This is a genomic window from Croceitalea sp. MTPC5 (assembly GCF_036985505.1).
GTDB lineage: Bacteria > Bacteroidota > Bacteroidia > Flavobacteriales > Flavobacteriaceae > Croceitalea.
This window is the reverse complement of sequence record NZ_BTGQ01000008.1, coordinates 60,703-74,081: the sequence shown is the minus strand read 5'-3', so window position 1 is coordinate 74,081 and position 13,379 is coordinate 60,703. Positions and strand designations below refer to the sequence as shown.

Genomic DNA, 13,379 nt, shown 5'->3' with positions numbered 1-13,379 from the left:
TCGTATCTAAATACAGTTGGTTTATGCGGTTACGCTTTTTTTGTGCGTTATTTTTCGTTTTTTCATTTTTATTTTCGCAAGACAAATATCCTAAAGACACCTTCGGCTCCCCTTTGGATATACCCTTGGTACTGGCGGGCACCTTTGGCGAATTACGGTCCAATCACTTCCATGCAGGTATAGATATCAAGACCCAACAAAGGCAAGGACTTCCTATTTACGCCATCGCTGATGGTACCGTTACCAGAATAAAGGTATCCCATTGGGGATATGGAAAGGCATTATATGTTGCACACCCCAACGGATTCACTTCGGTATATGCCCATTTACAGAAGTTTGGTCCCGAAATAGAGGCCTATATCAGACAGCAACAATATAAAAAACAGTCTTACGAGATAGAATTGTTCCCTGACTACGGTGACTTAAAGGTAGAAAAGGGAAAAGTTATTGCCTATACGGGAAACACCGGGGGATCATCAGGGCCACACCTTCATTTTGAAATTCGCAGCAGTATTACCGAAAAACCTACAAATCCCTTATTGTACGGGTATGATGTTCGGGATGCCACGAACCCGACTTTGGTCGGTTTATATGGTTATCCCCTTGCGGATGATGCCCAGATCAACCAAGGTGCTCAAAAGGTACAGCTGAACTTTACCAAACAAAAAGATGGTTCCTTTTTAGCGGATAAAGTCACTGCAATAGGCACCATAGGTTTTGGTTTTAATGGTTTTGATAGGCAAGATATGGCTGCCAACAAAAATGGGGTTTACGCTGTAAAACAAACCGTTAATGGAAAAGTATATTCAGAGTATGATTTTGAATCCTTTTCTTTCGGGGAGACTAGATACATCAATACCTTAATCGATTACCGTCATTTTGGAAAGTTCAAACAGCGTATTCAAAAGTGCTTTAAAGACGAATCGAATAAACTTAGCATCTATAAGACCTTATACCTAGATGGAAAAATCAACATACAGGAGGGTCTAAGTTATCAGGTTGAAATCGAGATTGCCGATATTGAAGGAAATGACATCAAAATCAGCATCCCTATCGAAGGGAAACGGCAAGAGCTGAAAATCCAGAAACAGATCAAAAAAACCGAAAACCTAGTAATTGCCAGTAGACCGAATAGTTTTGACCTAGAAGGGGCGAAAGTATATTTTCCTGAAAGTACTTTTTACCAAGACTTCTATATCGATTTAAAAAAAGGGAAAGACACGGTAAGTATTCACGATGGAACCGTTGCGGCACATCGAAACTTTACGATTTCTTTCGACTTGACCAAGCATCCAAAACTCAATCGAAAAAAGTCTTTTATCGCACGAATCGATGAAAAGGGTAATCTTAGATATTCCAAAACCTATAAAAGGGCAAATACTTTCTCTACGAGAACCAAAACGCTTGGCACGTACACTATAGCCCAAGACACCATTGCCCCTACCATAAAGCCAAAAAACTTTAAACCGAAGGAATGGCTTAGCAACTACAGGTATTTAAGTCTAAGAATCCAAGATGACCTCAGCGGTATCAATACCTATAGGGCCACGATAAATGGCGATTGGATCTTAATGGAATATGAACCAAAGACCAGCACCATCACTTATAATTTCGATGATAAAATCGCTGACCAAAAGCAATGTGACCTTAAAGTCGTCGTTACTGATAATGTAGGTAATTCGACTACCTTTGAGCAGACTTTCTTTAGAAAATAATATTTTGGGCCTAGCAAGGATATTGCTGTTTTACTTTCTTTTTTTGACCTCTGGTCTTCTTTTTGGGCAAACCGCACTTATTACGGGTATTGTTCTTGATGAGAATAATAGGCCCCTAGAAAACGTTACGGTTTCAACGGACAAGACCGGCACCATTACAAATGCGTTCGGGGCGTATGAATTGGAATTGGTGCCCGATGTTAAGACCATCATTACCTTTTCGCATATTGGGCATGAGCATATTGTTCTTCAAAACATCATCTTAAATACCAATGAAACGTTTGAATTCAATCCGGTGATGAAAACGGAAGCTATTCAAATGGCCGAAGTAGAAGTTTCCCCTACCGGAAAAAAAAATGTTGAGGGCATTATTACCATCGCGCCCGATGTCGTGCGCAAAATACCCGGTGCAAATGCGGGTGTTGAAAATTTATTGAAATTGTTACCCGGCGTTTCATTTAACAACGAATTAAGCACCCAATACAATGTTCGTGGGGGTAATTTTGATGAAAATCTGGTTTACGTAAACGGTATTGAGGTTTATAGGCCGTTCTTAATACGTGCCGCCCAACAAGAAGGGTTCAGTTTCATAAACAGCAGTATGGTCGAAAATCTGGAGTTCTCGGCCGGAGGCTTTCAAGCAAGGTATGGTGATAAGCTATCTTCGGTTCTTGATATTACCTATAAATTGCCTAATACTTTTGCCCTGCAAATTGACGCCAGTTTACTTGGGGCAGCCTTGACTTTGGAAAATATTTCAAAAGACAAAAATTTTACGAATATTACAGGGGTGCGCTATCGTAACAATAGCCTTTTTGTGAATAGCCAACAAACCCAGACCAATGTCACCCCAACCTTTGTTGACGCGCAAAGTTATTTGACCTACCGCTTTTCCGATAGGTTTAAATTGAATTTTTTAGGAAATTTCGCCCTCAACGATTATCAGAACGAACCCCTAACACGGCAGACAAATTTTGGCACTATTGCTGAACCAAGGGCGCTATTGGTCTTCTATGAAGGTCAAGAGAACAATCAGTACCAAACTGAATTCGCGGCACTAAAAGGGGATTATCTTTTAAACCCCTCTACCAATATCAATCTTACGGCTTCTGTGTATCATACTACTGAAGAAGAGTTTTCAGACGTCATCGCTTCGTATGAGCTAGGTGATGTAGAAACCAACTTAGGAAGCGGGAATTTAGGGGAAGTTCTAGACTCAAGGGGAATCGGTTCACAACAAAATAGGGCGCGAAACCAATTGGACGCCCTTATTTTCAATTTATCACATAACGGTATTTTTAAAAAAAATAAAAAAACACTTAGATGGGGTATCAAATACGCCCATGAAGATTTTAGGGATCAACTGCGCGAATCTGAATTTATTGATTCCGCAGGTTTTTTTATACGACCTTCAGACCCTGGTTTTATAAACAATCAACCTGAAGAACCCTTTGAAGGTGACATCGTACCCTTCGAGGGCGTTAATGCTACTAACTTCGTTCAAACAAATCGTCTATCAGGCTATCTTCAATTCGATAATAGAATAGGTTGGAAAGGGAGCAACCTTTACTATAATTTTGGTATTCGTGCGCAACATTGGCGTATTGACGCGGTCGGTTTCGATAGCAATTCACAAATTTTGGTCAGTCCGAGGGCACAATTTGCCATCAAACCCAACTGGGAGAAAGATATGCTCTTTAGATTTGCGGTCGGAAATTACCAACAACCCCCTTTTTACAGGGAACTTAGGGATCGAACCGGAAATATAAACCCTGAAGTGGAGGCACAAAAATCCCTCCATGTTGTTTTGGGCAATGAATACAGTTTCACCCTTTGGGATAGGCCTTTTAGCCTTGTCAGTGAAGCTTATTACAAACGTATCAGGGATGTCAATACCTATACTGTCGAGGATGTTCGCATACGATACGTTGCCGATAATAACGCCGAGGCCTTCGCCTATGGTTTTGATTTTAGGTTAAACGGTGCATTGGTACCGGGTTCTGAATCTTGGCTGAGCATAGGATATTTGCGAACCGAGGAAAATATCGACGACCGGGGTTTCATCTCAAGACCTACCGATCAGCGTTTTAAATTGGGGTTGTTGTTTCAAGACTATATGCCTACCATACCAAATTTGAAGTTGTATTTGAACCTAGTTTATAATACAGGGGTGCCTGGGGGATCACCCAATAATGCCGATCCGTACGATTTTCAGAATAGATTAAGGGATTACAGACGTGCTGATTTGGGAATTTCATATATTTTTACCGATAGGGAGAATAGATTTCCGAAGGGACATTGGCTTCATAGGTTTAAGGAGTTCAATGCCGGCTTTGAAATTTTCAACCTATTTAACAATCAAAATTCAATAACGAATACTTGGGTTAGGGATGTCGATACACAACAGCAATTCGCAATTCCTAATTTTTTGACATCAAGGATTCTTAACCTCAAATTTAGTATGCGTTTCTAAATTATGGCTTTAAAAAAAATAGTACCCCTACTTCTTTTGATGGCGACATTCATTGGTCAAGCCCAAAAAAACATCTATGTGAGCAGCCGTTTTGACGAACTTAGTGACAATCACAAGGTTTTAGCGATTGTTCCTTTTTTGACACAGCTTGAATTAGAGGGGTCCATCCCTAAAGACGAAAAAGCCCAATTGGCCCAAAGGGAGGGATACGCTGTTCAAGATGCACTTGAAACGTATTTTTCAAAACGCAAAAGGCGTAAAAAATTCAACGTAGAATTTCAGAATACGGAAGATACCAATGCCATTTTGGCCCAAAATGACATTGACTACGGCAACATCGACATCTATACGACAAAACAACTTTCAAATATATTGGGGGTAGACGGTATCATTAGTGGCAACTTAGACCTGAATATTTTACTTTCTAAGGGCGTACCGACCGATTTTAGCTTTTTGGATTATTTTAACGGCAACTCAGATTATGGTAGGATAGGCATAAAAATAAGTGATGGTGAAACCGGAAAGTTACTGTGGCGCTACGAAAAGTCAATTGACAAAAAGACCGGTAAAAACACTTCGGAATTGATAGATCGCATGATGAAATTGGCCGCAAAGAAGTTTCCCTATGACAAAGAAAGAAAACGTAAAAAACGTAAACTCAACTAGCCGAAAATTCCTTTAATACTTCAATGGTATAATCCAGTTCTTCCTTAGTATTATACTTTGAGAACGAAAACCGTAATGAAGGTTTGGCGACTTCCTCTCCGTTCAAAATCTCTGATAACACGTGGGAACCCTTATTGCTTCCTGACTGACAGGCACTTCCTTTCGAACATGCAATTCCCTTCAAATCAAGATGGAACAGTAACATCAAAGATTTTTGGGAATCAAAGGGCAATCGAACGTTGGTCAAAGTATACGTGCTTCGCTCCAAATCACCGGAATACCCATTGAACTCGGCTTGTGGCAATTCTTTCTTTAACTTTTCGATAAAATATTTTTTCAACCCTGAAACGTATGCCTTTTCTTCCTCTAGATTAGCATATGCCGCAACAAATGCTTCCTCGAGGCCTACAATATTATGGAAGGCTTCGGTGCCGGCACGAAACCCCCGTTCTTGTGATCCACCCACTATTAATGGCTTTAATCCTGAATTCTTTCTAATAAAGGCAAAACCAATTCCTTTTGGCCCATGAAATTTATGCGCTGCAGCGGTTAAAAAATCAATAGGTGTTTCGGCTACATTCCAAGCAAAGTGACCCACAGACTGTACGGTATCAGAATGGAAAAGTGCACCTGCCTCTTTACAAAGTGTACCGATTGCAACAATATCGATAATATTCCCTATTTCATTGTTCACATGCATTAGACTCACCAGTTTTTTAGCTGGGTCATTATGGAGCAATTCTTTCAAATGATCCATTTTAGGGTTTCCAAACCCGTCTAAATCAACATACGCTATCTTGGTACCGTATTCCTTCTCGAGTTCTTCGGCAACATGCAGCACCGCATGGTGTTCGATTTTTGAGGTAATAATGGTCTCAACGCCCAGATCGCGCACGGCACAACGTAAGACCATATTATCGGCTTCTGTTCCCCCAGAGGTAAAAATGATTTCAGACGGATGGGCATTCAAATGTTTGGCAATGGTCTTTCTGGCATTTTCAATCGCGGTTTTGGCAGATCGCCCATAGCTATGCGTCGAAGAGGGATTACCATAGAACTTGGCCAATGCATCCTGCATTTTTGAAATAACTTCTTCACGTACTTGCGTAGTGGCTGCATTATCTAAATAGACCTTTTGCATTACTTCGATATCGTTTTAGAATTGATCAAAAATAGCTATAATTACGTTAATTTCTTCCAAATAAGAAGTGCATGAAGACCATATTGAAATCGAATTGCTTTAAATTTGACGCGATGAGAAATATATTTTTAACTGCCTTCTTACTACTGCTTCTGAATAGCTCTTGTAGTGATGGCGATTTACAAATAGAAACCATTGATTTTGATAGTGTTGCCGTACAATCGTGTGGTGATCCCGTGGCAAGTGCTGCGAACATCCTATTTAAAATAAATCAAGACGAGGCCTTGATATTGGATTTACAAAGCGGGGTTTTGAACAATGGGGTGATGCAGGCAGATACTACCGTTGTAACCGAAAGTACGGTATCGGGTCAATCCCAAATCTTTTACCGTATCTTTTCCGACAATGTCACCAGTAATTATTTCTGTGATGATTTCCCCCCCGTTACCCCGACAGTTATCGAAGAAATCGTCGCCGAAGATGGCATGGTACTTATCAATACCACTATGAGTGCTGATTCCACCTCTTTTATACACGTCATTGAATTAAGCGGAATCTCGTTGGTCAGTGATAGCGGAGAACGTATTACGGACCTTACCATCAATGAATTTGGCGAGGTGACCACTGCAATTTCAAATTAGCCGTTTTGATAAATATAGACCTCCGTAGCGCCTAATCCGTATTTTCGGTAGTCAGCATCGTAAAAATCAACCGGATACCTTTTAAAGAGATACTTCAACTCTTCTTTTAAAACACCCTCACCTACCCCATGAATAAAGACCACCTTTTGAATACGTTTTTTAATCGCAAATTCCAATTGCCTTTTAGCGGTATCAAGCTGAAGGTTCAAAATATCGAAATTTGACATTCCACGACTTGAGGGAACCAATTGGCCAATATGCAGATCCACTTCGAACTTAGGCACGTTTCGTTCTTTTGGCTTGATGGCTTTTAAGGGCTTTCTTTTAGGTATTTCTTTGCTGTCCCTTATTTTGGCCACATCATAGTTTGTAACTTCAAGTCGGCCCTCGATCTTCACCAACTGCGACGCTTCAAAATCCAATAAAAAACCGTCATCGGTCTCCACGGTTATAACGTTTGCCGAAATCTGTTTTACAGTACCTTTAATGTTATCATCGAGTACTTCAACCCCATCACCTTGTTTTAAAACCCCCATAACTAATCAGTTGAACCAAAAAATATTTTTGACTGGCATTACTTTTCAAAAATAATGGTATTTTCAACTTCGAAATACAAACCAATCACTTGAAGTACAGTTTTTACATTCTATTGGTGGCCACCGATTATATGTTGCCTTGTTTTAGCAAACAACTCTTTGGTATTGATTGCCCCGGTTGTGGTTTGCAACGATCTATCGTATTCTTATTTCAAGGGGAGTTTTTAGAAGCACTAAAGATGTACCCAGCAATATATACCTTGCTACCGCTTCTCGGTATCGTAGTCGCGAACAAAGTATTTGGCTTCAAGAGGGCAAATACCTCGATTACCGCCTTTGGCATTGCCAGTGTTATTTTAATACTAATCAATTTTATTTTTAAACTATCACACTAAACAGTTTATATCATGGAACAAAAAAAACTACCAAACGGGGTATTGATAATCGTACTTGGCATCTTCGGATTTCTTTGTTGCTGTGCTGGCCCTGTTGGCGCAATACCTGCCGGAATCGGTTTTTTTCTAGCGCGAAAATCAGAGAAGCTTTATAAGGAAAATCCCGAAGGGTATGACAATTTCGGGCAAATCAAAACTGGAAAAATAATCACCCTTATTGCTTTGATATTAAGCTTATTGATGGTTGCAAGATGGACTTATATTATTGTTGATGCCGGTGGTATCGGTGAATTTATAGAAGTTTTCAAAGAAGCATATCAGCAAGGTTTGGAACAATACGGAAATCAATAACCCAATTATGAATCAACAAGCACTACCTGGCGCAAGCACGGTGCTTACTATGGGAATAATCTCGATAGTGGTATCCATATTTTGCTGCGGCCCATTTGCTGCCATTTTTAGTATCATTGGTCTGGTAAAAGCAAAAAGCGCAGAAAAATTATTTCATGACAATCCCGAACTTTACAGTGATTACAGTAATGTAAAAACAGGTAAAATACTTTGCTATATTGGATTGGGACTATCACTGATCATGCTTATTCTTGGAATCATTTACTTTGGTGTCATATTCGCAATGATCGCTTCAGGCGATTTCAATAATCTATAAAATAAAAAGGCCCAATCTGTTGATTGGGCCTTTTTTTAATTTGCTACCTCGCTCATGAATTTTAATCGATAGATTCGAAGTTCTTCTTCTTCATATTCCCCATCAAACTCTTCTATGGCATCATCTATGGCATCAGTTTCAGCCTCAATGAAATAGTCGTGTATTTCTTCTTGTTGGTCTTCATCCAATATTTCATCGACCCAATACGCTAAATTCAGTTTCGTGCCACTGAATACGATCTGTTCCATCTCTTTGATAAGTTGGGGTATTTCCAATCCCTTGGCTGAGGCAATATCATCTAAGGGGAGCTTTCGGTCCACATTTTGAATGATATAAAGCTTTAGCCCTGAATTCGCCCCAGTACTTTTCACTACCAAATCATCGGGCCGTACGATATCATTCTCTTCAACATACGAACTTATCAACGTAACAAAAGGTTTCCCATATTTTTTTGCCTTTCCTTCCCCTACACCATGAATATTCAATAATTCTTCCATGGATATAGGATACTTCAAGGCCATATCATCTAAAGAAGGGTCCTGAAACACTACGAATGGTGGCACGTCATTCTTTTTGGCCTCTTTTTTTCTTAAGTCTTTAAGAAGCTTCAATAAATTTTCGTCGGCTACACCCCCTGAAGATTTCGCGGCGGTAATGATGGCATCATTATTTTCTTCGCTATAAACATGGTCTTTGGTCATCATAAACGATTTGGGGTTACTTAGGTAATCCATCCCCTCTTTTGTGACATGTAAAACACCGTATTGCTCAATTTCCTTTTTTAAAAGACCTGCAACCAAGACTTGTCTTGTAAGCGCCATCCAAAACGCCTCATCATGGCCTGAACCAATACCAAAAAAATCCTTTTCATCCGTTTTATGTGATGAAATCAAAGCATTTGTCTTTCCGACCAAGGCTTTTACGATTTCTTTGGTCTTAAACTTTTCCATAGTCCCTTTTACCACGGTCAAAAGCTTGACCACTTCTTCCCTAGCCTCTTCCTTAGGTTTAGGGTTACGGGCATTATCATCCATATCGGCACCCTCACCATTGACATCATCATAGTTTTCCCCAAAGTAGTGCAAGATGAATTTACGTCTCGACATAGAGGTCTCGGCATAGGCAACTATCTCTTGCAAGAGTGCATTACCAACTTCTTGCTCTGCCACTGGTTTGCCAGACATGAACTTTTCTAGTTTTTCTACGTCTTTGTAGGAATAATAAGCAAGACAATGGCCTTCTCCCCCATCTCGACCTGCCCTACCGGTCTCTTGGTAATAACTCTCAATACTCTTAGGAATGTCATGGTGAATCACAAAACGAACATCAGGCTTATCGATGCCCATTCCGAAAGCGATAGTGGCTACGACGACATCAACATCTTCCATCAAGAACATGTCTTGGTATTTTGATCGTGTTTTTGCATCAAAACCAGCATGGTAGGGAACCGCGCTTATACCATTGACCTGTAATACCTGGGCCAGTTCTTCAACCCGTTTTCTACTTAGACAATAGATAATACCCGATTTACCTTGGTTTTGCTTGATAAAACGAATGATATCGGCATCGACATTTTTAGTCTTGGGTCGTACCTCGTAAAACAAATTAGGCCTATTGAATGATGCTTTGAACACTTTTGCATCGTTCATACCCAGGTTTTTGATAATGTCTTCTTGCACCTTTGGTGTGGCCGTGGCCGTTAAACCGATGATAGGTATATTTTCATCTAAACGCCCAATAATATTCTTTAGGTTTCGATACTCTGGTCGAAAATCATGGCCCCATTCTGAAATACAGTGGGCCTCATCTACCGCTACGAAGGAGAGTTTTACCGTTTGTAAAAAATCAACGTATTCTTCTTTGGTCAAAGATTCTGGTGCTACATACAAGAGTTTAGTCACCCCGTTGGTAATATCTTCTTTAACCTGTTTTACCTCAGTTTTGTTCAAAGAAGAATTAAGAACATGGGCGATGCCATGTTCGGATGACACGCCCCTAATCGCGTCAACTTGATTCTTCATTAAGGCAATAAGCGGTGAGACCACGATCGCAGTGCCATCTTGCATTATGGCCGGTAACTGATAACACAAAGACTTACCCCCTCCGGTAGGCATGATCACGAAAGTGTCGTTACGTGCCAAAATATTTGTAATTACTTCTTCTTGAAGTCCCTTGAACTTTGAAAAACCAAAGTATTTTTTTAATGCATCGTGCAAATCAGCTAGCGTAGAACCCATTTTCAGCATTCAATTAATAAAAACAGTTGTAGGTGCCATCTCTTTTTTTGAAGAAAAGGGGTCGGTAATCATGTATTCGATGGCATCCTTTTTATTACAAATAATCAGTAAATACAATTACGTTTGTTTAATTTTGTAATCTTAAAGATAAGACAATCTTTTAGTAAAACAACCCAAAACAGCAATATTACATTGAAGCTTGACAACTCCATTCTTGGCATTGCAAAAGAAACTATCGAGAACGAGAGTGATGCTATAAAAGGTTTAATTCCATTACTGGATGGCGATTTTGAAAATGCCGTTAACTGTATTCTAGCCTCGAATGGAAGGGTGGTGGTCTCCGGAGTCGGAAAAAGCGCCTTGATCGCATCTAAAATAGTAGCTACGTTCAATTCAACGGGAACGCCGGCAATCTTCATGCATGCCGCAGATGCCATTCATGGTGATTTAGGAACGGTTCAAAAAAACGATGTGGTCATCTGTATCTCAAAAAGCGGGAATACCGAAGAGATCAAAATGTTGATCCCGCTTATAAAAAGAGGTGATAACCGCTTAATAGGTATTACGGGTAATATGGAATCCATTTTGGCCAAACAGTCAGATTTCACCTTGAACACCTATGTTGAAAAAGAGGCTTGCCCCAACAATTTGGCCCCAACGACCAGTACTACGGCGCAATTGGTCATGGGTGATGCCTTGGCCATATGCCTCTTGAAATTGAGAGGCTTCAGTAGTGCCGATTTTGCAAAATACCACCCTGGTGGCTCCTTGGGTAAAAAGCTCTACTTGCGGGTTTCCGATATTGTGGAGAACAATCAAAAACCGCAAGTGTTCACAGATTCAAAAGTCAAAGAGGTGATTGTTGAGATCTCTGAGAAAATGCTAGGGGTGACCGCGGTTCTTGAGGGTCAGGATGTAGTCGGAATCGTGACGGATGGCGATATTAGAAGAATGCTGAACAAGTATGAGAATATCGGTGGCCTTACCGCGAAGGATATTATGACCAAGGGACCAAAGACCATACATCCTGATGTTTTGGCGATAAAGGCATTAGAAGCAATGCAAGAGAAGGGAATTTCACAATTGTTGGTCATGGATAAAACAAGATATATGGGTGTCATCCATATTCATAATTTAATAAATGAAGGTATTTTATAATGGCGGAAGCGACTAAAAATCCTGATGAAATGTCCTTTTTGGATCATTTGGAAGAACTGCGTTGGCATTTGATACGCTCCATTTTAGCTATTGTCATTGTTGGATGCGTGGCATTTACTATGAGGGGTTTTATTTTCGACACGGTTCTTTTCGGCCCCAAAAAGATGGATTTTCCGACATACCAGTTCTTCTGTAGCATTGCGACCTTCTTCAAGATTACATCAGAGTTCTGTGCGGACACGTTGCCATTTACCATTCAGAATAGGACGATGGCCGGCCAGTTTTCGGCACACATCTGGACCTCGATATGGGCAGGCTTCATAGTCTCATTTCCATATGTCTTATGGGAAATCTGGCGGTTTATCAGCCCTGGCCTGCATCAAAACGAGCGTAGACATTCACGAGGGTTTATTCTTGTTGCATCAGCTTTATTCTTTTTAGGAGTGCTGTTCGGCTATTATGTGGTCGCTCCCCTTTCGATTAACTTCTTGGGTACTTATCAGGTCAGTAAAGAAGTGTTGAACGAAATTGATATTAGCAGTTTTATTGCAACGGTAAGGGCTTCCGTAATTGCCTGTGGCATCATGTTCGAACTTCCCATTATCATTTACTTCTTGACTAAAGTCGGTTTGGTCACACCGGAAATATTGAAAAAGTACCGAAAAATAGCTTTAGTGGTCGTTCTTATCTTATCAGCGGTCATTACACCACCTGATGTTACAAGTCAAATCGTGGTATCAATACCTGTACTTATATTATATCAAGTAAGTATCCATATTTCAAAATTGGTTGTCAAACGTGATGCCAAAAAAGAGGCAAAGAGTGCGCAGGGGCGGTGAAAATTCGACCCTCTAAATTCAACATGCCCTTACTTGGTGCGTGCCGAAAGGAATCAAGAAGATAAAAAAATCACAAAGACCGATTTGTTAAAACAGATTATGTTTAGTTTTGATACCTGATGAAGCTACGAGCAGAAAATATTATGAAGGCCTACAGGGGCCGAAAGGTTGTAAAAGGAATTTCTTTAGAGGTCAACCAAGGTGAAATCGTGGGTCTGCTGGGCCCAAACGGTGCCGGTAAGACCACCTCGTTCTATATGATAGTTGGTTTGATCAAACCAAACGGTGGCCATATCTTTTTAGATGATATGGAAATCACCGATTTTCCAATGTACAAAAGGGCACAAAACGGTATTGGATATTTGGCCCAAGAAGCTTCGGTATTCAGAAAACTGAGTATCGAAAAAAATATCTTAAGCGTACTTCAAACTACAGCACTTTCTAAAAAGGAGCAACACATGAAAATGGAGTCGCTTATTGACGAGTTTGGCCTAGGGCATATTCGTAAAAGTCGTGGAGATCTTTTATCGGGTGGTGAACGCAGACGTACCGAGATTGCAAGGGCATTGGCGACAGATCCCAAATTTATTTTGTTAGATGAGCCCTTTGCGGGCGTTGATCCCGTCGCAGTGGAGGATATACAGCGTATTGTGGCCCAATTAAAGGATAAGAATATCGGTATTTTAATCACCGATCATAATGTGCAAGAGACACTTGCCATCACAGAGCGGTCTTATCTCATGTTCGAAGGTGGTATCTTAAAAGCCGGCATACCTGAAGATTTAGCCAAAGACGAAATGGTTCGCAAGGTTTATTTAGGACAAAACTTTGAACTTCGAAAAAAGAAATTGGATTTTTAGCTACTTCACACCAAAGGTCAGCGTTGCCCAATTCGATTCATAATCAACACC

At 40.3% G+C, this 13,379-nt stretch carries 13 protein-coding genes; 10 read left to right on the top strand and 3 right to left on the bottom strand.

Annotation, left to right across the window (positions count from 1 at the left end):
• The first annotated feature begins 23 nt into the window (after nt 1-23).
• From AACM45_RS19495 to AACM45_RS19485, 3 genes are read left to right on the top strand one after another with little or no spacing between them, the layout of a single operon-like run.
• Nucleotides 24-1,715 (top strand): M23 family metallopeptidase, encoded by a 1,692-nt coding sequence (locus AACM45_RS19495; protein ID WP_339144805.1) that lies wholly within the window; start codon nt 24-26, stop codon nt 1,713-1,715.
• Entirely contained in the window at nt 1,690-4,188 is a 2,499-nt protein-coding gene (locus tag AACM45_RS19490) for a TonB-dependent receptor (protein ID WP_339144804.1), read from the top strand. Before AACM45_RS19495 ends, AACM45_RS19490 begins: the two co-directional genes overlap by 26 nt.
• Before the next feature lie 3 nt (nt 4,189-4,191).
• Nucleotides 4,192-4,854 carry a hypothetical protein gene (locus AACM45_RS19485; RefSeq protein WP_339144803.1) on the top strand — a complete coding sequence of 221 codons (663 nt, stop codon included), beginning with the start codon at nt 4,192-4,194 and terminating at the stop codon, nt 4,852-4,854.
• Here the strand turns inward: AACM45_RS19485 and AACM45_RS19480 are convergent.
• Nucleotides 4,847-5,995 carry a cysteine desulfurase family protein gene (locus tag AACM45_RS19480; RefSeq protein WP_339144802.1) on the bottom strand — a complete coding sequence of 383 codons (1,149 nt, stop codon included), beginning with the start codon at nt 5,993-5,995 and terminating at the stop codon, nt 4,847-4,849. The two genes, AACM45_RS19485 and AACM45_RS19480, sit on opposite strands and share 8 nt — an antisense overlap.
• 113 nt (nt 5,996-6,108) lie before the next feature.
• Here AACM45_RS19480 and AACM45_RS19475 point away from each other — a divergent pair, with 113 nt between their 5' ends.
• Complete coding sequence (locus AACM45_RS19475; RefSeq protein WP_339144801.1) at nt 6,109-6,636, top strand: hypothetical protein; 528 nt, start codon at nt 6,109-6,111, stop codon at nt 6,634-6,636.
• Here the strand turns inward: AACM45_RS19475 and AACM45_RS19470 are convergent.
• Nucleotides 6,633-7,172 (bottom strand): Smr/MutS family protein, encoded by a 540-nt coding sequence (locus AACM45_RS19470; RefSeq protein ID WP_339144799.1) that lies wholly within the window; start codon nt 7,170-7,172, stop codon nt 6,633-6,635. The genes AACM45_RS19475 and AACM45_RS19470 overlap by 4 nt on opposite strands.
• Nucleotides 7,173-7,261: 89 nt before the next feature.
• On the opposite strand from AACM45_RS19470, the gene AACM45_RS19465 reads away from it, so the two are divergent.
• From AACM45_RS19465 to AACM45_RS19455, 3 genes are read left to right on the top strand one after another with little or no spacing between them, the layout of a single operon-like run.
• Entirely contained in the window at nt 7,262-7,567 is a 306-nt protein-coding gene (locus AACM45_RS19465) for a DUF2752 domain-containing protein (protein WP_339144797.1), read from the top strand.
• 12 nt (nt 7,568-7,579) lie between these two features.
• Entirely contained in the window at nt 7,580-7,918 is a 339-nt protein-coding gene (locus AACM45_RS19460) for a CCC motif membrane protein (RefSeq protein ID WP_339144796.1), read from the top strand.
• A 7-nt stretch (nt 7,919-7,925) separates the two neighbouring features.
• Nucleotides 7,926-8,234: a CCC motif membrane protein gene (locus AACM45_RS19455; RefSeq protein ID WP_339144795.1), complete on the top strand. Its 309-nt coding sequence runs from the start codon at nt 7,926-7,928 to the stop codon at nt 8,232-8,234.
• 35 nt (nt 8,235-8,269) lie between these two features.
• Here AACM45_RS19455 and AACM45_RS19450 read toward each other — a convergent pair whose 3' ends face one another.
• Nucleotides 8,270-10,471, bottom strand: a complete 2,202-nt coding sequence (locus AACM45_RS19450) for a RecQ family ATP-dependent DNA helicase (protein WP_339144794.1) — start codon at nt 10,469-10,471, stop codon at nt 8,270-8,272.
• Between the two features lie 192 nt (nt 10,472-10,663).
• Between AACM45_RS19450 and AACM45_RS19445 the strand changes: the two genes are divergently transcribed.
• The 3 genes from AACM45_RS19445 (at nt 10,664) to lptB (ending at nt 13,328) form a co-directional block, all read left to right on the top strand.
• Nucleotides 10,664-11,629 carry a KpsF/GutQ family sugar-phosphate isomerase gene (locus AACM45_RS19445; RefSeq protein WP_339144792.1) on the top strand — a complete coding sequence of 322 codons (966 nt, stop codon included), beginning with the start codon at nt 10,664-10,666 and terminating at the stop codon, nt 11,627-11,629.
• On the top strand, nt 11,629-12,468 hold the full coding sequence (gene tatC, locus AACM45_RS19440) for a twin-arginine translocase subunit TatC (RefSeq protein ID WP_339144791.1): 840 nt from the start codon (nt 11,629-11,631) through the stop codon (nt 12,466-12,468). Before AACM45_RS19445 ends, tatC begins: the two co-directional genes overlap by 1 nt.
• Before the next feature lie 119 nt (nt 12,469-12,587).
• Nucleotides 12,588-13,328 (top strand): LPS export ABC transporter ATP-binding protein, encoded by a 741-nt coding sequence (gene lptB, locus AACM45_RS19435; RefSeq protein ID WP_339144789.1) that lies wholly within the window; start codon nt 12,588-12,590, stop codon nt 13,326-13,328.
• Nucleotides 13,329-13,379 lie beyond the last annotated feature (51 nt).

Excerpts from the sequence above, each read along its gene's own strand:
- AACM45_RS19495 (WP_339144805.1), top strand. The coding sequence starts at position 24 with ATGCGGTTACGCTTTTTTTGTGCGTTATTTTTCGTTTTTTCATTTTTA.
- AACM45_RS19470 (WP_339144799.1), bottom strand. The coding sequence starts at position 7,172 with ATGGGGGTTTTAAAACAAGGTGATGGGGTTGAAGTACTCGATGATAAC.
- AACM45_RS19485 (WP_339144803.1), top strand. The coding sequence starts at position 4,192 with ATGGCTTTAAAAAAAATAGTACCCCTACTTCTTTTGATGGCGACATTC.
- AACM45_RS19450 (WP_339144794.1), bottom strand. The coding sequence starts at position 10,471 with ATGGGTTCTACGCTAGCTGATTTGCACGATGCATTAAAAAAATACTTT.
- AACM45_RS19475 (WP_339144801.1), top strand. The coding sequence starts at position 6,109 with ATGAGAAATATATTTTTAACTGCCTTCTTACTACTGCTTCTGAATAGC.
- tatC (WP_339144791.1), top strand. The coding sequence starts at position 11,629 with ATGGCGGAAGCGACTAAAAATCCTGATGAAATGTCCTTTTTGGATCAT.
- AACM45_RS19480 (WP_339144802.1), bottom strand. The coding sequence starts at position 5,995 with ATGCAAAAGGTCTATTTAGATAATGCAGCCACTACGCAAGTACGTGAA.
- lptB (WP_339144789.1), top strand. The coding sequence starts at position 12,588 with ATGAAGCTACGAGCAGAAAATATTATGAAGGCCTACAGGGGCCGAAAG.
- AACM45_RS19455 (WP_339144795.1), top strand. The coding sequence starts at position 7,926 with ATGAATCAACAAGCACTACCTGGCGCAAGCACGGTGCTTACTATGGGA.
- AACM45_RS19460 (WP_339144796.1), top strand. The coding sequence starts at position 7,580 with ATGGAACAAAAAAAACTACCAAACGGGGTATTGATAATCGTACTTGGC.